General features: G+C 49.7%; 14 protein-coding genes. 8 read left to right on the top strand and 6 right to left on the bottom strand.

The genetic code is table 11. From position 1 onward, the window contains the following. Nucleotides 1–168: 168 nt before the first annotated feature. Complete coding sequence (locus tag ACR9Y8_RS01385) at nucleotides 169–1,959, top strand: ABC transporter ATP-binding protein (protein ID WP_481211429.1); 1,791 nt, start codon at nucleotides 169–171, stop codon at nucleotides 1,957–1,959. An 84-nt stretch (nucleotides 1,960–2,043) separates the two neighbouring features. Here the strand turns inward: ACR9Y8_RS01385 and ACR9Y8_RS01380 are convergent, their stop codons facing one another. Together ACR9Y8_RS01380 and ACR9Y8_RS01375 are read right to left on the bottom strand one after the other, a co-directional pair. After that, complete coding sequence (locus ACR9Y8_RS01380; RefSeq protein ID WP_481211428.1) at nucleotides 2,044–2,523, bottom strand: acyl-CoA thioesterase; 480 nt, start codon at nucleotides 2,521–2,523, stop codon at nucleotides 2,044–2,046. A 312-nt stretch (nucleotides 2,524–2,835) separates the two neighbouring features. Then, nucleotides 2,836–5,310: a TonB-dependent receptor gene (locus ACR9Y8_RS01375; RefSeq protein ID WP_481211427.1), complete on the bottom strand. Its 2,475-nt coding sequence runs from the start codon at nucleotides 5,308–5,310 to the stop codon at nucleotides 2,836–2,838. Between the two features lie 157 nt (nucleotides 5,311–5,467). Between ACR9Y8_RS01375 and ACR9Y8_RS01370 the strand changes: the two genes are divergently transcribed. The 3 genes from ACR9Y8_RS01370 (at nucleotide 5,468) to ACR9Y8_RS01360 (ending at nucleotide 8,544) form a co-directional block, all read left to right on the top strand. Then, on the top strand, nucleotides 5,468–6,229 hold the full coding sequence (locus tag ACR9Y8_RS01370) for a DUF695 domain-containing protein (RefSeq protein WP_481211426.1): 762 nt from the start codon (nucleotides 5,468–5,470) through the stop codon (nucleotides 6,227–6,229). 59 nt (nucleotides 6,230–6,288) lie between these two features. Next, nucleotides 6,289–6,450, top strand: coding sequence for a DUF1328 domain-containing protein (locus tag ACR9Y8_RS01365; RefSeq protein ID WP_481211425.1), 162 nt, complete (start codon nucleotides 6,289–6,291; stop codon nucleotides 6,448–6,450). Nucleotides 6,451–6,627: 177 nt separating this feature from the next. Continuing rightward, complete coding sequence (locus tag ACR9Y8_RS01360; protein WP_481211424.1) at nucleotides 6,628–8,544, top strand: hypothetical protein; 1,917 nt, start codon at nucleotides 6,628–6,630, stop codon at nucleotides 8,542–8,544. Nucleotides 8,545–8,547: 3 nt separating this feature from the next. Here the strand turns inward: ACR9Y8_RS01360 and ACR9Y8_RS01355 are convergent, their stop codons facing one another. Together ACR9Y8_RS01355 and fdhD are read right to left on the bottom strand one after the other, a co-directional pair. Further along, complete coding sequence (locus tag ACR9Y8_RS01355; protein ID WP_481211423.1) at nucleotides 8,548–10,842, bottom strand: FdhF/YdeP family oxidoreductase; 2,295 nt, start codon at nucleotides 10,840–10,842, stop codon at nucleotides 8,548–8,550. A gap of 25 nt (nucleotides 10,843–10,867) precedes the next feature. Then, complete coding sequence (gene fdhD / locus ACR9Y8_RS01350; protein ID WP_481211422.1) at nucleotides 10,868–11,701, bottom strand: formate dehydrogenase accessory sulfurtransferase FdhD; 834 nt, start codon at nucleotides 11,699–11,701, stop codon at nucleotides 10,868–10,870. A 126-nt stretch (nucleotides 11,702–11,827) separates the two neighbouring features. Between fdhD and ypfJ the strand changes: the two genes are divergently transcribed. Then, nucleotides 11,828–12,679: a KPN_02809 family neutral zinc metallopeptidase gene (gene ypfJ / locus ACR9Y8_RS01345; protein WP_481211421.1), complete on the top strand. Its 852-nt coding sequence runs from the start codon at nucleotides 11,828–11,830 to the stop codon at nucleotides 12,677–12,679. On the opposite strand, the gene ACR9Y8_RS01340 is transcribed toward ypfJ, so the two are convergent. Beyond that, on the bottom strand, nucleotides 12,676–14,598 hold the full coding sequence (locus ACR9Y8_RS01340) for a tetratricopeptide repeat-containing sensor histidine kinase (protein ID WP_481211420.1): 1,923 nt from the start codon (nucleotides 14,596–14,598) through the stop codon (nucleotides 12,676–12,678). The two genes, ypfJ and ACR9Y8_RS01340, sit on opposite strands and share 4 nt — an antisense overlap. A 185-nt stretch (nucleotides 14,599–14,783) precedes the next feature. Continuing rightward, nucleotides 14,784–15,206, bottom strand: coding sequence for a VOC family protein (locus tag ACR9Y8_RS01335; protein WP_481211419.1), 423 nt, complete (start codon nucleotides 15,204–15,206; stop codon nucleotides 14,784–14,786). 124 nt (nucleotides 15,207–15,330) lie between these two features. Between ACR9Y8_RS01335 and ACR9Y8_RS01330 the strand changes: the two genes are divergently transcribed. Genes ACR9Y8_RS01330 through ACR9Y8_RS01320 form a run of 3 tightly spaced genes read left to right on the top strand, consistent with a single transcriptional unit; the run spans nucleotide 15,331 to nucleotide 18,040 of the window. Then, complete coding sequence (locus ACR9Y8_RS01330) at nucleotides 15,331–16,554, top strand: TCR/Tet family MFS transporter (RefSeq protein ID WP_481211418.1); 1,224 nt, start codon at nucleotides 15,331–15,333, stop codon at nucleotides 16,552–16,554. Between the two features lie 28 nt (nucleotides 16,555–16,582). Then, on the top strand, nucleotides 16,583–16,861 hold the full coding sequence (locus tag ACR9Y8_RS01325; RefSeq protein ID WP_481211417.1) for an Rdx family protein: 279 nt from the start codon (nucleotides 16,583–16,585) through the stop codon (nucleotides 16,859–16,861). Nucleotides 16,862–16,870: 9 nt separating this feature from the next. Continuing rightward, a complete protein-coding gene (locus ACR9Y8_RS01320; protein WP_481211416.1) occupies nucleotides 16,871–18,040 on the top strand; it encodes a BamA/TamA family outer membrane protein in 1,170 nt (389 codons plus the stop codon). Nucleotides 18,041–18,095: the final 55 nt, after the last annotated feature.

The following is an 18,095-nucleotide window of genomic DNA, read 5'->3' as shown; positions in this document are numbered from 1 at the left end:
TGTCAATTGTGAGATGGAAGGTTGTGCGGGCTGCAAGGGCCTTATAACCTTCCTTTTTTTATGTCCGGGATTTAAAATATATTGCCCTGCTGATTCGTCCTATCAGAGCAAACCGCAGATCATACCCCTATCTGCTGAATAAAACCAGAACATTAAGTACCCGGACTGATGCAAAACTTTTTTGATCTTAAGAATCTTCGTAAAGGCCTAAGCCTGGCTTCCCTGAGGAAAACTTTCCGCCTATATAAATATGTAAGGCCTTACTGGCCCCAGTTTAGCCTTGGCATGCTATTCCTTTTTATTTCAAGCCTGGCTGGCCTGGCATTTCCCAAACTGCTGGGCGACCTGGTGGATTCCAGCGCCAAAGGGCACCTGGCGCAAGACATCAACAAACTCGGTTTGATGCTGGGTGGCGTACTGCTAGGACAAGCTATCTTCTCTTATTTTCGTATAGTACTCTTCGTTAACGTCACGGAAAAAACTTTAGCCACGCTGCGGCAAACGATTTATAACCATCTTATTAAGCTGCCCATGAAATTCTTCCTCAGCAGGCGGGTGGGAGAGCTGGGCAGCCGCATATCGTCTGATATCTCCCTGCTGCAGGAAACCTTTACTACTACCATCGCAGAGTTCATACGGCAGATCATTGTGATCGTAGGCGGTATGGCGCTGCTGTTACATACGTCTTTCAAGCTCACTATATTCATGCTGGCCATCTTTCCGCTGGTAATGATGGTGGCTTATGTATTTGGCCGTTTTCTCCGCCGCTTTTCAAAACAGGTGCAAAACCAGGTGGCCGAGGCTAATACTATTGTGGAAGAAACCCTGCAGGGCATCCTGGCCGTAAAAGCCTTTGCCAATGAATTCTTCGAAATGAGGCGTTACCGGCAGAAGACATTGGAAGCTGCGGGCACCGGCATCAAGAGCGGCAAGTACCGCGGGGCATTCTCCTCTTTCCTCATTATGGGTATTTTCGGCGCTATGGTAGCGGTGATCTGGCGTGGCGCACTGCTGATCTCCACCGGCGAGATGAAGTCTACCGGCGACCTGTTCTCCTTTATTATATATTCAGGCTTTATAGGTGGCTCCATTACGGGGTTGGCCGAAGTATATACCAGCATCCAGAAAAGCATGGGCGCCACAGAAAACCTGCTGGAGATCCTGGATGAACCGGCAGAGCCTATTACCGACAGCGCTGTTATATTGCCGGAACATCACCTGAGCGGGGAAATATCCTTTAACCAGGTTTCTTTTCATTATCCTTCACGGGCAGATATGCACGTATTGAAGGACGTTTCGTTTACCGTAGCGGCAGACCAGCAGGTAGCCCTGGTTGGCCCAAGCGGGGCCGGTAAGAGCACCATTGTATCATTACTGCTGCGTTTATACGATCCAATAGAAGGCCATATCTCCTTCGATGGCAAGCAGGCCACCGGTTTGCCGCTTACTGCCTTGCGGGCGCAGATGGCAGTGGTACCGCAGGACGTATTTCTTTTTGGCGGTAATATCCGGGATAATATCGGCTATGGCAAGCCGGGCGCCAGCGACGAAGAGATCCTCGAGGCTGCCAAAAAGGCCAATGCATGGGAATTCATCCAGCGCTTCCCACAGGGCCTGGATACTATCGTGGGTGAGCGGGGTATACAGCTTTCAGGCGGACAGCGCCAGCGTATCGCCATCGCCCGCGCCGTATTGAAGGATCCCCGGATCCTGATACTGGATGAGGCTACTTCTGCGCTGGACTCAGAATCAGAAAGACTGGTGCAGGATGCCCTGGAGAAGCTGATGCAGGGACGTACCTCTATTGTGATCGCTCACAGGCTGTCTACTGTGCGAAAAGCGGATAAGATCATTGTGCTGGATAAGGGAAGCATTGTGGAAGAAGGCACGCACAAGGAGCTGATAGGGGTAGATGGCGGCTTATATAAGAATTTGAGTGAAATGCAGTTTACGCACTGATAGAAGCTGCAAGCTGCAAGTATCAGCCTTTCACAAGAGAGCTTCTTCCCGGAAGGTTATTGCTTGCAGCTAGTAGCTTGCAACTTATAAATAAGGCTTCATTTCCTCTTCAATATTCTTCCTCAGATCCATTAAACGTTGGGCGTAATTACACATGTGGTGTTCTTCTTCCGTCTGGGGAGTCCATTTAGGAACGGGCACAGTTTTGCCGGAATCGTCTACCGCAGCGAACACCATAATACAGTGCGTGGTTTTGATACGCTCCGATTCCCTTGGATTAGAGGCAAATACGTTAATGGCGATATGCATACTGGTTTTGCCGGTGTAGATCACACTGGCAGTGATCTCAACGAGGTTGCCGATGCCGATAGGCTGGTAGAAGCGGATGCCGCCAACGTAAACGGTCACGCAGTATTGACCGCTCCAGTGAGCAGCACAGGTATAGCCGGCCTGGTCTATCCATTTCATTACGGCACCCCCGTGAACTTTGCCGCCAAAGTTGACGTCAGAGGGTTGGGCCAGGAACCGGAGGGTAATAGTATTGCTGTTGAAGCTTTCTGCCATGCTCATCTATGGTTTTGGCGCCAAAGCTAATGGTGCAAATCCCAAATTCCAAAAAAACGAGGCCTAAATTCCAGCATTATAGTTCAGTGTTTCAGTTCCAGGGTTCAACGATTAAGTCCTGGACTGCCAAGTCAAGGGAACCTGGTCGCAAATTGCTGTTCCCAGGTAGGCCGTTCTACTTCTCCACTCCTCAATCGCATTTATTAACCCGGACGTTCAGGGTATGAAGAGCAAATGGCATCTCTTTATCAGCAATTTGCATTTACTCAGGAGCCATTTACATATTAGAAGTACTTTTTGCTAGCTTTTTTGTCAGCTTCCCTCGTCACGATGCTGATCCTGGTCCTGATCATTTCGATTGTTGTTCTTACGCTTGAAGAGGTTCATGTCCATTTTGCCAAAGCGCCAGGCTATATTGAGACGGAGCTCGCGACTAGCGCGTTTACGGAACCTTTCCTGTTCGGCGAAGGCGGTGCGGGTAAAATTCAGGTCCCTGTCCTGGTTAAAAATATCGTTTAAGGCGATCGTTACCGATAAAGCCTTGTTCTTCAGGAAATCTTTTTTGAGCGCCATATCCACCTGGTACTCTGCGGCGGCTTCGCCCTGCGGAAGAATCTCTTTTGACTCATAGTTGCCGGTTACCTGCAGCAGCAGGTTCCAGGGCAGCTTAGTATTACTGTTGATCTTACCGAACCAGGTAAAACCGCTGTTGTTAAGATCGCCGCCCAGGTTTTCGGCATCTACTTTTGTTTGTGCCAGGTTCAGGTTGGTGGTAACATCCCACCAGGAGGTGATCTGGTTGCGTACGGTGAACTCAGCGCCTAATGCTTTTCGGGTGGCGGCGTTCACCGGGTAGGAGAGCACTACTTTCTGATCCTGTCCGTTGAGGTTCAGGGTGGTATCTGTATAGAAGTCGGTGATGGCGTTATTGGTATTGCGATAGTAGAGCGATACCATAACGTTATGCTTCTGGGCAAATGTTTTAAGATAAGACAACTCAAAAGAGTTGGTGAATTCCGGCCTTAACCCCGGGTTACCACGGCTGGCGCTTTGCGCGTTATAATCCAGGTTCGGCAACAGATCACGGAACCAGGGACGGCGTATACGACGGCTATAGTTCAGCTGCAGCTCGTGTTCGCCGTTCAGCTTCTGTGAAAGGAACACACTGGGAAAAAAGCTTACGGGGTAATTGATCTCATAGGAACTGGCCTTTGCGCTCTGCATATCGCCGCTATAAAAAGATTGCTCTGCCCGGAGACCGCCCTGGTAGCCAAAGTTTTTGATAGTACCGCTGTAGTTAACATAAGCGGCATTTACATGTTCCTGGTAATGATACTTATTAGAAAGGGCGCTGTCCAGCACAAACTGACCGGTGCTGTAATCCAGTCCCAGGGTGTTAATCTCATTATTAAAAGTACGTGCAGTGGTCCGCAGGCCAGCTTCCAGTTTTGAAGTGGCGGTAATAGGATCGGTGTAATCTATTTGCCCGGTGAAATAGGTTGTATTACCTCCGCCACGGCCATGACGCAGCTCCGGCTGGCGGGGCGATGCGATGGGCTCGTGATCCAGGTTGTAATATTGGATGGAATAGTCCGTACCGTCGTCACCGTTAGCACGGTTATAAGTAAAGTCGGCTGTAAGTTCTTTGCCTGCCTCGGTAAATGTATGCTTGTAGCCCAGCTGGGTGGTATAATTGCGGAAACCGTGATTGTTGTTGTCAATACCGGTGCCGTAGCGCACACGCTGCTGCATGGCATCCAGATCATACAAGGTTTGATTGTTATTGTTCTCGAACTTACCCGCTACGATACCTTGTGAGATGGTGATCGTATTGCGGTTATCCAGGAAATAGTCGAAGCCGACACGCCCAAACTGGAACCGGCGGAACTGGTCGCCATCCTGGTATTGGTCCAGGAAGGTAGTAGTATCTGCCGCGATATTTTTCCGGAAAAGATGAGAATTCATCCATGCTTTACGGGTACGTACATTATAGGTAACGAAGAAATTGAACTTTTCCTGGCGCAGGTTCAGATCTATACCGGCGTTAACGCCGCCTAATGATGACGCGCCTGCATTGACGTTGCCATTGATACCTGCTTTACGGTTCTTCTTCAGCACGATATTGAGAATGCCGCTAACGCCTTCTGCATCATATTTGGCCGAAGGATTGGTCACTACCTCTATACTGGCAATAGCATCTGCGGGTATCTGGTCAAGTGTGAGGGTAGAGGGACGGCCATCTACAAAAATAGTAGGACTGCCCCTGCGCACGGTGACGTTGCCATCTATGTCTACATTCACGGAAGGCACCTGTTTCAGCACGTCGGCAGCAGTACCGCCAGCAGAGGCGAGGTTCTTATCTACGTTGAAAACTTTTTTATCAATGGCCATGGTATAAGTGGGCTTTTCGCCAATCACTTCTACGCCAGCGAGTGACTTAACATTGGCGCTGAGTTTAACGTTTCCTATATCTACCTGGTTCTGTTTGGGTGTGAGGGCTACATCTTTATAAACGGTGGTATAGCCAATAAAATTTATTCTAAGTATATAACGTCCAGGGCTGAGGTGCTCCAGGCTGAAATCGCCGTTTCCTTTGGATAGCATACCCGTCACTACAGTAGAATCGGAACGTAAAAGCGCTACAGAAGCATACTCTACCGGTTTACCGCCCTCCGCATCTACTAATTTTCCATAAATAAGTCCTGAGGGGGCATTGTTGTGTTCTTGTGCTATTGCCGCCCCTGTTCCTGCCACTATTATCAGCCAAAGAATGGCGATCGTCCGCATATAAATTTTTTTCTTCAATACTTGCTTTATCTGTTGCCATAAAAGTAATAGGAATTCAACGCGTTGAAAGTGTTTTATGATGAATGGCAACGGGAAATACCTCTTTCTTCAATTCTCAAACTTCGTACCTTTACCTTCCACTTCCAATTTAAGCCATATGCACCGCGATTACCAACCTGACTGGGACATATATACATGCTCTATTGAGGACAATCCCGCTATTATAGGATTAGATCTGGACCTTCGCCGTTTTGCCCCTTTGAAAGATAAACCCAATGCCATATTTATAACCGTGTACCTGAACCATCCGCGGGCAGACGGCTTCCCGCAAGGGGATGAATTTGCCATGCTGGGAGAGATAGAGGATTCGCTGGTAGAACAACTGGAAGCGAAGCTAAACGCCTATTTCGTGGGCCGCACTATTTCGAATGGCGTGCGGGACTTTTACTTTTATACCGGCAATACCCTGCTGTACGATAAAGCCATTGCCGATGTGATGATCAATTTCCCCAATTACCGCTACGATTTCGGAGTAAAGGAAGACAGGACCTGGGAACTGTATTTTGATTACCTGTTCCCCGATGTACAGGAATTTCAGCGCATCCAAAACCGCAAAGTGTTGCGTACGCTGAAAAAACACGGGGATATTGGGGAAAAGGAAAGACAGATTGACCACTGGATCTACTTTGGCCGGGAAGAAGATCGGGAATTGTATTGGGAGCAGGTGAAGAAAGACGGCTTTCTGCTGGAAGAGAACGGGCGCAGCACCGAACCGGAATACCCCTTTATCTTGCATATTTCCCGCGCGGATCCGGCGGACGAGCACAGTATAGACCGGCTGGTAATGTACCTCTGGGACCTTGCCAGGCAGATGAATGCGCGCTATGACGGATGGGAGACGACGATTGTGAGTGGCTGACCGGCACTGCTCTGGAATGATGTTTGTATCCATACCTACGTCACCAAAACTGTTTACTTATGTTACGCTGGGCAGTTATTTTCTTTGTTGTAGCCATCATTGCGGCTATATTCGGATTTGGGGGAGTTGCGGCAGGTGCCGCTTCCATCGCAAAAATATTATTCTTCATTTTCATTGTGTTATTCCTTATCTCTTTATTATCCGGTTTATTGAGAAGATAAAATGTGTGATTCCAAATCCCAGATTCCAGGTTCCAAAGACCAGGGAGACCTTCCCGACGATCATTTGGAATTTGGAATCTGCCTTTTGGAATTTATTGTAAGGATTCCTTTTTTTTCGTTTCTCATTTTTTTAATACATTACAGGTACTGTTACACGCGTCTAAGTGATTGAAACGATTGGGAAGACTTATTAAAATATGCCGGCTCATCTGCTGCTGTTTCATCGTCTTTACACTGCAGCCTAATTTAGTGCAGGGGGGAATTGTACGTGAAGGATATTGCCCGCAGGTTAATGCCGACACGATTCCCAAACCCGCGCGCAATGGATTCTTTAACCGTTTGCGGGACTCTATCAGAAATAAGGAAGCCCGCCAGTCCTTCATCAAACGCATTACCCGGCAGGACGTGCCGGAGCCACCAGAGGATAGTTCCATTATCAAGAGTGAACGTTACTTTACGCCTTATGCGGGGCGGACCGTCCGGAATATCTATTACCGGCAGGTAAAAGTGTTTGGTCCCCGCAACATCAACGATACCACCTTCTCGTCCTCCATGAAGCTGCTGGAACTGGCCAACCGCCTCCACTACAACACGAATGAGTGGGTGATCCGGCAGGCGCTTTTCTTCCGCGAAGGAGACACCATCAACCCCTACACCATGGCCGATAACGAACGTTACCTGCGTAACAGGGCCTTCCTGCAGGATGCGCGGCTTTATATTATCAATACCGGCGCCTCACCGGATTCTGTGGATCTGCTGGTAGTAACAAAGGACGTATTTGAGTACGGCGCAGACCTGTCGTCATTCACTTCTACCAATTTCAGGGGCGGCATTTCCAACAATAATCTTTTTGGCGCAGGACAAAGCCTGGATGTCCGCTTCTCCTGGCAGAACAGCTGGACGCCACCCTGGGGTACCTCCATCCGGTATACCAAATACAACGTGGCAGGCTCCTTTGTTGATGCCAGCGTGGGCTATACTACGCTGAACGGGAATCAGCCCCAGGCGTTGGATACAGGCGTGCTGGAAGGATCTTATTATATACAGCTGGAAAGGCCGCTGTACCGTAACAACGCTACCCTGGTGGGTGGCCTGTTCCTGGCCAGCAACTGGTCTATTAACCATGCTGCGCGGCCCGACAGCCTTTACCGCAATTACCGTTATAAAGTGATAGACGCCTGGGTGGGATATAACTTTATCCGGCCCAGCTCCAGTTTCATAGACGTAGGCGCTAAGCCCAACGTGGCCATACTGCTCCGCCACTACAACCTCTTTTTCCAGCGTAACCCGTATCAGCCTGTGTTCAAGGCCGACCCGGTATATAATAACCGGCGGTATTACCTGGCCCAGTTAAGAGCTTTCCGGCAGGACTTCTTCAAATCGCATTATTTCTTTGGCTTTGGCAGAACAGAGGATATACCGCTGGGATATAACGTGGCTGCGACCTCCGGCTGGGAGAGCTGGAAAGAGCGGAGACGCCTGTATACCGGGTTGGAAGGACAAAAGTTCTTTACCACGAAGCAGCAAGGGCTTTTCAATGCCAGTTTTGGCATAGGCACTTTCTGGAGCAAGAGTGCATCGGAAGACGCTGTATTACATGCACGGCTGGAATATTACAGCCGCTTGCTCAACCCCTCCTGGGGCAGGTTCCGGGAGTTCTTTTTTGTAGACTACCTGAACAATCCCGACCCTTATTTTTATAAGCCACTGGAGATCAATATCGATAATGGGATCTGGGGATACAGGGGAACAAAAGTAATGGGATACCAGCGTATCAACATGCGTTCTGAAACTGTGTATTACAGCCCCCTGAAAGTACTTGGCTTCAAATTTAACTTCTCCACATACCTGCAGCTGTCGCAGATCACAGAGAACAACAATAATGTATTCAAAAACCCCTTACGAACAGCGATGGGAGCGGGGATAAGGGTACGTAACGAGAACCTGTCGCTGAATACCATCCGGATAGCGGCCTTATATATGCCGGGCGCCCCTCCGCCGGTAAAACCGATCTTCTTTGAGATAACGACAATAACAGATTTCAGGTTTGATATATCGGCGTTGAGATCACCACAGTTCCTGTTGTTCAAATAAATGCTAATTGCTGCGCGCAATCCTGATGATCACCAGTTTAGATACGGGTGTATTGCTTTTATCTGCCACGCTGCTTAGCGGCACCAGCACATTGGTTTCAGGGAAATAGGTAGCAGTGCATCTTTCCGGAATGCTGTATGCTACTACGATGAAACGGTGTGCGGTACGGCGGATGCCATCGTGATCGTTGTACAGGTCTACTACGTCACCGGCTTTAAGGCCTGCGCGGGCAATGTCGGCGGCATTCATGAAGATGACACGGCGTTCGTGATATATACCGCGGTAACGATCGTCCAGGCCATAGATGGTGGTATTGAACTGGTCATGGCTGCGGATGGTCATCATCATGTATTCATCGTTTGCCAGTACGGGCGTGTTCAGCGCTGCCACGTTAAAATGCGCTTTACCGCTGGCTGTATTGAAGCGCCCTTCGCGGGCGGTGTTGGGCAGATAAAATCCGCCGGGATGACGAACTCTCTGATTGTAGGACCTGAAGCCGGGTATGACCCTTTCAATATCTTCACGGATATAATCGTAGTGCTGTTCATATAATAACCAGTTAACCCTGGAGCGGTCGCCCAGCGTAGCTTTTGCCAGCCGGCAAACGATAACCGGTTCGCTTAACAGCTGGTCTGACACCGGTTGAAGGGTACCCTTCGACATTTGTATCACACCCATAGAATTTTCACAACTTACAAACTGTTGCTGGCCATTCAGCATGTCACGGTCGCTGCGTCCCAGGCAAGGCAGTATCAGGGCTTCTTTGCCATGAACCAGGTGACTGCGGTTCAGCTTTGTGGACACATGTACGGTAAGATCGCAATTGCGCAGAGCCTGCGCAGTGAGGCTTGTATCAGGCGTGGCAGAGAGAAAGTTACCGCCCATTGCTACAAACACTTTGGCCTTCCCGTCCAGCATTGCGCGAATGGACGCCACGGTATCGTAGCCATGTTCCCGCGGCGGCGCAAAACCAAATACGGTCTGCAGGCGGTTCAGCAGGGCAGGGGAGGGCTGTTCGTAAATGCCCATGGTACGATCGCCCTGTACGTTGCTGTGACCGCGTACAGGACAAGTACCTGCGCCGGGTTTACCGATACTGCCTTTCAGCAGTAGGAGGTTCACCAATTCTTTGATGGTATCTACTGCGTTCTTATGCTGGGTAAGTCCCATGGCCCAACAGGCAATTATTTTCTTTTTATGTTGGATAAGCTGTGCGGCTTCCCTGATCTGCTCCAGCGGTACGCCGCAATCGTCTGCCAGCTGCTGCAATGTATATTGCTTCAGATGCCCGATATAGCTGTCATAATCAAGTGTTTGCGTCGCAATGAAATCATGGTCCAACACTGTACCGGGTTGGGCGGCTTCTGCTTCCAGGAGCAGGAGGGCCAGGGCTTTGAGCAATGCCATGTCGCCATTAAGCCTTACCTGGAGAAAAAGGTCTGATATATGGGCTTTGATGTTCAGGAAACCATTCACTGTTTGCGGGTTCAGGAAATTCATGAGCCCTGCTTCCGGCAAGGGGTTAACAGCGATGATCTTTGCGCCGTTCTTTTTAGCGCGTTGCAATGCGCTGAGCATGCGGGGATGGTTGGTGCCGGGATTTTGTCCGAGGATAATGATCACTTCTGCCTGGTGAATATCATCCAGTGTTACAGAGCCTTTGCCAATACCCAGCGATTCACCGAGGGCTACGCCGCTGGATTCGTGGCACATGTTGGAGCAGTCCGGCAGATTATTAGTGCCGTACTCCCGTACAAACAGCTGGTAGAGGAATGCAGCTTCATTGCTGGTACGTCCGGAGGTGTAAAATATCGCTTCATCGGATGAAGCCAATGCATTGAGGTGTTGGCCTACTTTGGCAAAGGCGTCATCCCAGCTAATGGGCTGATAATGAGTAGCGCCTTCCGGCAGGTACATGGGCTGGGCAATGCGTCCCTTGCGGCCGATCTCATAATCGCTTAATCCGGCCAGGGTTGCCACGGAATGTTCTGCAAAGAAAGCCGGCGTCAGCTTTTTCTGGGTGGCTTCTTCGGCAACCGCTTTGGCGCCGTTCTCACAATATTCCGCAATAGAAGAGCGGTCATCATCAGGATCCGGCCAGGCACAGCTTGGACAGTCGAAGCCGTCCTTCTGGTTGAGCTTCAGCAGCGCTTTCAGGCCCCGTAAGGCGCCTGCTTCCTGTAGAATATGTTGAGCGCTGACGAGTACTGCAGGCACACCGGCAGCGGTGGTCTTGACTTTACCCAGTTTTAATCCCGTGAAGCGGGCGGGATTTTCAGCGGCGGGTTGGTGATCCATTATAATATATTTAAAAGCAGCAAGCTTATATTATTATTCTGTGTTCGTTAGTGTAGATATTACAACGTTGTTGTCTTAAAAATCCTACCAGGGTGATATTCCATTGTTGAGCCATTTTGACGGCGAGGCTGGAGGGCGCACCAACGGCAGCCACAATAGGAATGTTGGCCATGGCGGCTTTCTGAATGAGCTCAAAACCGGCGCGCCCGCTTAACAACAGGAGTGAGTTATGCAGGGGAATACCGGCAGAAAGGGCGGCGCCTACCAGTTTATCTACCGCGTTATGCCGACCAATATCTTCCCGCAGCAGTAACAGTTCTCCGGCTTCATTAAAGATAGCGGCAGCGTGCAGCCCTCCCGTGTCATCAAAAAGTGCTTGCTGATCACGGAGTACATCAGGCAGGGCCATTAAACGTGTAGCCGGGAAGGTGAGTGCAGGCCCTGTATCATAGGCAGCATTGTCAATGGTGGTGTAGATCGAAGCGAGATCCGTTTTACCGCAAACCCCGCACCCTGAGTTGGAATAAAAATTGCGTTGTGTAGATTGCAGCACGGGCTGCACCCGTTCATGCAGGCTTACCTGTATCGAATGCTGATCATCCTGCAGGAAGTGGACGTCTGAAATGTCGGCCGCGGATGTGATAATACCTTCAGTGAACAAAAAGCCGGTAGCCAGTTCGGTATCCTGTCCCGGTGTACGCATGGTAACGGTAATACTTTGCAGTTTCCTGTTATGCGCAGGACCGTATAACAGCCTGATTTCTAACGGTTCCTCGGCTGCCAGCGCATCTTCCTCGTCCGTGATGCGGGCGTTATGCACCTTTTTAATCCTGGTGTATGCGATTGCTGGGTTAGGCATAAACTAAAGGTACGAAAGTTAGTTATCAGTTGTCAGAGGTAAAGCGATGAGCAACAACACAGGGCTATAAATCCCGGTTTTATATTTATCATCGTCTAAAATTGTAACTTGTAAAAAATCTATAACATGCGTTGGCAAAATAAACGTTTAAGTGGTAATGTAGAAGACCGCAGGGGCAGCGGCGGTATGCGTAACATTGGCATAGGCGGCGGCATTGGGGGCATTATCATTATCGTGCTGGCTTTATTGTTCAATAAGGACCCGCAGACGGTATTGCAACAGGTACAACCCGGCGGCGCCAGCACTGAAACATCCGAAACGGTTACGGCCGGCAGTGATGAATCGGCACGCATGGCCTCTACCGTGCTGGCGTCAACAGAAGATGTATGGGCGGAACAATTCAGGGCACTTAACAAAACATACACACCGCCTAAAATGGTACTGTTTAGTGATGGTACTGAAAGCGGCTGTGGTTTTGCGCAATCTGCCATGGGGCCTTTTTACTGCCCGGCAGACGACAAGGTATATCTTGACCTTACTTTCTTTAACGAGATGCGGCAGCGTTTCAATGTAGTGGGCGATTTTGCGCAGGCCTATGTGATTGCGCATGAAGTAGGGCATCATGTACAGAACCTGCTGGGTATCAGCAGCAAGGTGCAGGCTATGCGCCAGCGGATGAGTGAAACGGAATATAATAAAATGTCGGTGAAGCTGGAATTGCAGGCAGATTTCCTGGCCGGCTTGTGGGCGCATCATGCAGACAAAATGGATACTATTCTTGAAAGCGGGGATATAGAAGAGGCCCTGAATGCGGCCAGTGCAGTAGGCGACGATAAGCTGCAGCAGGCTACACAGGGACGTGTAGTACCGGATGCGTTCACGCATGGAACGTCTGCACAGCGGATGTACTGGTTCAAGAAAGGGTTTACAACCGGGGACATCAACCAGGGAGATACCTTCGCGGAAATCAATAATTAATTCATCTGTTCCTGAACAACAATAGTATAGCCCTGCAGGTTAGTATCCTCTTCTGATAAAGGGACGGTGAAAAAGAAGCTGGTGCCGATACCAGGCTGGCTGTCAAACCAGATACATCCCTGGTTGAGCTCTACGAAATCTTTCGAAAGAGGGAGCCCGAGGCCGCAGCCTCTTTCATTCTGGGTGCCGGAAGTAGAATAATATATATGGGAGAAGATCTTATGCTGATCCTTTTCAGGAATGCCGATACCGGTATCCTGCACACAGATCTCCAGGAAAGCCCCTTTTATCTGTCCTGAAATATGAATGCTTTTGCCGGCCGGCGTAAACTTAATGGCATTGCAGATCAGGTTGCGCAGCACCACTTTGATCATGTCGGGATCAGCATACACCAATACCGGTTTCAGGAGCTGGTGGCTAAGGCGTACTTCTTTCTGGCGCGACAATGTTTGCAATAACTCAAATTCCCTGTTGAATATACTGGTGATCTCGAAATCATCGGCTTTTACGCGCATACCTTTCATCTGGCTGCTGGCCCAGTTGAGCAGGTTATCCATCATGTAGGCCGTATTTTTCATATCGCGCCAAAGCTCGTCTGTAAACTCCTGGAACTGATCGCGTTCCAGTTTATTATCGCGCAGCAGGAACAGCATTCCCTCCAGTATAGCGAGCGGCGAACGAAGATCGTGGGAGATCACGGAAAAGATCTTGTCTTTCACGTGGTTAAGGCTGCCCAGTGCTACATTCTGTTCCAGAATGATCCTGTTCTGCTGGGACACTTCAGCGTTCCGGCTGTTGAGCTGGCGGGACAGCTCTTCCTGGCGCCTGTAAAGGCGATACAGCAACACGGCAACGGGGATAAGAACAGCCAGCAGGAAGGAACATACAGCTACCAGGATACGCTGTTCCCTGATAGTGGCGAGGTGAGCGCGTTGCTCCTCTTTCAACAGCAGGTTTTCTGCCTGCCTTTTCTCCGATTCATATTTCTCTTTAGTGTTGGTGATGATCCGCTGTTTCTCTACCGCGAAAAATTTCTCTTTCAGCAAAGTGTATTCATTATAATGCTGCAGGGCAGCAATATAATCCTGCCTGGAAGAGTCGAGCTGGGCGAGATACTGGTAATAGATCATCTCATTCTTCGCATTCTTCAGCGTTGCATTGATGCGGGCAGCTTCCTTCAGCTGTGCGGCTGCCGCAGGATAATGTTTGAGCAGGGTATTTACCCGGCCAAGGTTCAGCCACGCTTTGCCGATGCCCGGCTTATTATCTGAAGCGGTATAGTATTGCAGGGATTGTTCCAGGTAGGTAAGGGCAGTCTCGTACTGGCCTTCCTCTTCGTAGATCAATCCTATATTCTCGTATGTAAAACCCAGTCCCCGTTCATCGTGTAGCGCCAGCTTCAGCTTTTCCGATTCACGCAGGTAGTGCAGGGCAGAATCGAACTGTTTGAGCCGCATGCAGGAAGAGCCGATGTTGTTCAATGTTTTGGCTATTTCCGCCTGCTCGTTAAACTGGCGTTTAATGCGCAGGGATTGTTTAAGGTATACCAGCGCCTGAGCAGGGTTGTTCTGTTCTACCAGTATGTTGCCGATGTCATTGTACAGGATCCCTGTTGTATGTACAAGACCAGACTTTTCGGCCATTTTCAACGCCCTCATGGTGAGGTCCATCTGTTTATCCAGGTTGCCCTGGGTATTTTCTACGAGTGCCTGGTTACGGATAGCCCATATCATGCCTTCCGTATAATCCAGGCTGTCTGCCAGGCGCAGTGCTTCCTGTGCATATTGTGCCGCCTTCTCAGCATCCTTTGTAAAATGGAGCCTGCTTAACTGGTTGAGGAGCTTTACCCGAACGGAATCATGCCGGGGATGCGCATCGAGGCTATGCAGCAGGCTGTCTGCCGGTGAAGTTTGCGCCATTGACACGGGATTTACCATAGATAATAAGATCCAGGTAACCGGTAGGTATAGGAAACGACTGTCGCTCATGTTAATACGGTGGCATAGATTATCCAGTGTTCACTGTGTATTTTAACGGGGATAATTACACGTTCCGGGGCGCAAAACTAATGTTAAATAGCCAGTAATCAAAAAGGGACTGACAATTAATCATTTGCGGAAGCAGAGGCCTGTATTTCGGGTACTTTGCCGGTAATATGGATAACGTTGCCCTCGGGATCTTCAAAATAGGCTACACGCTGGCCCCAGGGTTTAGTAGCCGGTGGCACCAGCATGTGCGCGCCCTGCAACTCCAGCCTCTCGCAGGTGAGGTCTACATTATCGGTGTACAGGCACAGTTCGAATTGCTTATTGGCATTGAGGAGGATGTTCTTTTCCACGTGCTCTTCGGCCATATCATAACGTGTGAGCCCCAGTCCCGATTCTCCCAGCTTCAGGTACACATAAGAAGGGGGTTCTGGTTTTGCCGGCCACTGACGGATATGTTCAAAACCCAGCACCTGGCAGTAGAACTCTGCACAGGCAGTAACATCTTTTACATAAATGATGGGAAAGGGGCTGCGGAACATACAAAACGTTTCATTTAAGTTAATTAATTATTGACAATTAATGATTAATAATCATAGCAATTGTAGCTCGCCGGACTTTTATTCATTATTAATTAAATAACTTGCGCCCAAATTTATCCGTATCATGACTGTTAAGCGGAGTGCCGCGCTGAGTTTTATTTTCGTTACCATACTGATTGATGTTATTGGCTTTGGTATTATCATCCCGGTAATGCCGAAACTTATTGAGCATCTTACGGGAGGAGGATTGAGTGAGGCTTCCCAATACGGAGGCTGGTTATTGTTTGCCTTTGCTGTTACACAATTTTTCTGTTCCCCGATAGTAGGAGGGCTGAGCGACCGTTATGGCAGGAGGCCGGTATTACTTTTAGCGCTGCTGGGCTTCGGAATAGATTACCTGTTCCTGGCTTTTGCGCCTACAATAGCATGGCTGTTTGTAGGCCGCGTGATCGCAGGAGCTACCGGCGCCAGTATGACCACCGCCACTGCCTATATCGCCGACGTGAGCGAGCCTGAGAAAAGAGCGCAAAACTTCGGACTGGTGGGTGCTGCATTCGGGCTGGGTTTTATCATCGGGCCTGTAATAGGGGGCTTGTTCAGCCACTGGGGGCCACGAGCGCCTTTCCTGGCAGCAGCTGCCCTTACCTTTATCAATGTATTGTACGGCTACTTCATACTGCCGGAGTCGTTGGTGCAGGAGAACCGCCGCGCTTTTGACTGGAAAAGGGCTAATCCGCTGGGATCATTGATGCACCTGCGGCGGTACCCGGTGGTGACCGGCTTGATTGCATCGCTGGTGCTGATCTACATCGCCGCACATTCCGTACAATCCACCTGGAGCTATTTCACCATGCTGAAATTTAACTGGAATGAAACCTGGGTGGGGTATTCACTGGGATTTGTAGGATTGCTGGTCGCCCTGGTACAGGGACTGCTGATCAGGGTTACCATTCCGAAGCTGGGGCAGAAATGGTCGATCTACACCGGTCTGCTGTTATACACTTTCGGGTTGGTACTGTTTGCCTTTGCGGATCAGGGATGGCTGATGTTTATTTTCCTGGTGCCCTACTGCATGGGCGGAATCTGCGGACCTGCGCTGCAGGGGGTTATTTCCAGCCAGGTGCCGCCTACAGAACAGGGAGAGCTCCAGGGTGCACTTACAAGCCTGATCAGCGTTACCTCCATTATAGGTCCGCCGGTGATGACCAACCTCTTTGCCTGGTTCACGAAACCCGGCGCTCCGGTACATTTTCCCGGCGCCCCATTCCTTGCAGGAGCGGTACTAACGTTTACCAGTATACTTTTATCCCGGCAGGCATTGGAAGCCTTCGGAAAAAGCAAAAAGTAAATTATTCATTATTAGCTACATTTGAATCATGAAGCCGATCATTACTATAGAGTATTGTCCAAAATGCGGGTGGTTGCTTCGCTCTGCCTGGATGGCACAGGAATTGCTAACAACCTTCGCCGATGACCTGGGCGGTGTTACCCTCCGCCCCAGCGAAGTGGCTGGCAGCTTTATCATTTATATTGAAGATGAGAAGCTCCTGGACCGTAAGGAATTCGGACATTTCCCGGAAATCAAGGAACTCAAGCAAATGGTACGTGATAAAGTAAACCCAGGTAAAAGCCTGGGCCATGCTGACAGGAAGTAAACACATTGAATGCAAAACAGGACATACGCCACCATCTTACTGCTGCTCTGCGCCGGCATGCTGAAGGCGCAGCACGCGCAAACGGATACCACCGCCGTACGCAGCGATACTACCATACATAAGCCGAGCTTTTTTGTGCTGCCCGCAATGGCCTACTCCCAGGAGAAAGGGCTTGAAGTAGGGGCAGCCATCTTATATTCCTTTTATCTGGACAAGCAGCACCCTGATCCGCAGACCAGGAACTCTACCATCAACCTGATACCGGCCATCACTACTGAGAGACAGTGGAAGATAGACCTGAAAACGGATTTCTGGACCCGGGGCAATGCCTGGCACTTTAAGAGCAACCTGCGTTACCATGATTTTCCGCTGTATTTCTACGGAATAGGCGATACCACCCGCAAAGTAAACCAGTCGCTACTCAACAACCAACGCTACAAAGTGCAGCTGGAAGGGGAGAAGCGCATTACCGGTAATTTCTATGCCGGGCTAACCTTTCTGTACCAGCATGATGATTACAGCGCCGGCGACAGCAAAGGCGTTTACCCGCATATGCAGCTGATTAATAAGGACGGCGGGCATGTTACTTTTATCGGGGCCACCGGTATATTTGATAACCGGGATAACCAGAACTATACCACACGTGGCAGCTGGGTACGTCTCAATGTATCTTATGCTCCTGAATTTTTAAGCAGCCAGGCACTTTGGAAGATAGAAGCGCAAAGCAAACATTTCTTCCCCTTATCCCGTAAAAGCACTATCGGCATAAATGCCAATTTCAGTTCACTGCAGGGCAATACCCTGCCTTTTTACCTGTTGCCGGAAATGGGTAACGACCTCTTAATGAGGGGGTATTATACCGGCCGTTACCGCGATCAGAATTACCTGGCCTTCCAGGCAGAATATCGCTATTTCCTTGATCCAAAGATCCCGATCAATATCTGGTTTGTACATATGCAGCCTAAGTTTGCATTAGCAGCCTTTGGCGGCGCCGGCTCGGTATTCCGCAACAACGATATCGGGGGTACCGGGTTCAAGCCCAACTACGGTTTGGGCGCCCGTTGGTTCTACGATGAAAATGCGAAGCTGACCATCCGTGTGGATTACGGCTGGGGTGAACAGCGGCCGGGAGAAAAACGTCAGTCCGGGCTTTATTTGTCGCTGGCGGAGGCGTTCTAAGCAGCTGCAAGGGAACAGCTACAAGCTGCAAGGGATGAAAGCGGATGAGTTATCA

The sequence above is a fragment of the Chitinophaga sp. SVR4-12A genome, assembly GCF_056754765.1.
Note: the sequence above shows the minus strand (reverse complement) of the source record. Positions and strands in the feature narration are given on the sequence as shown.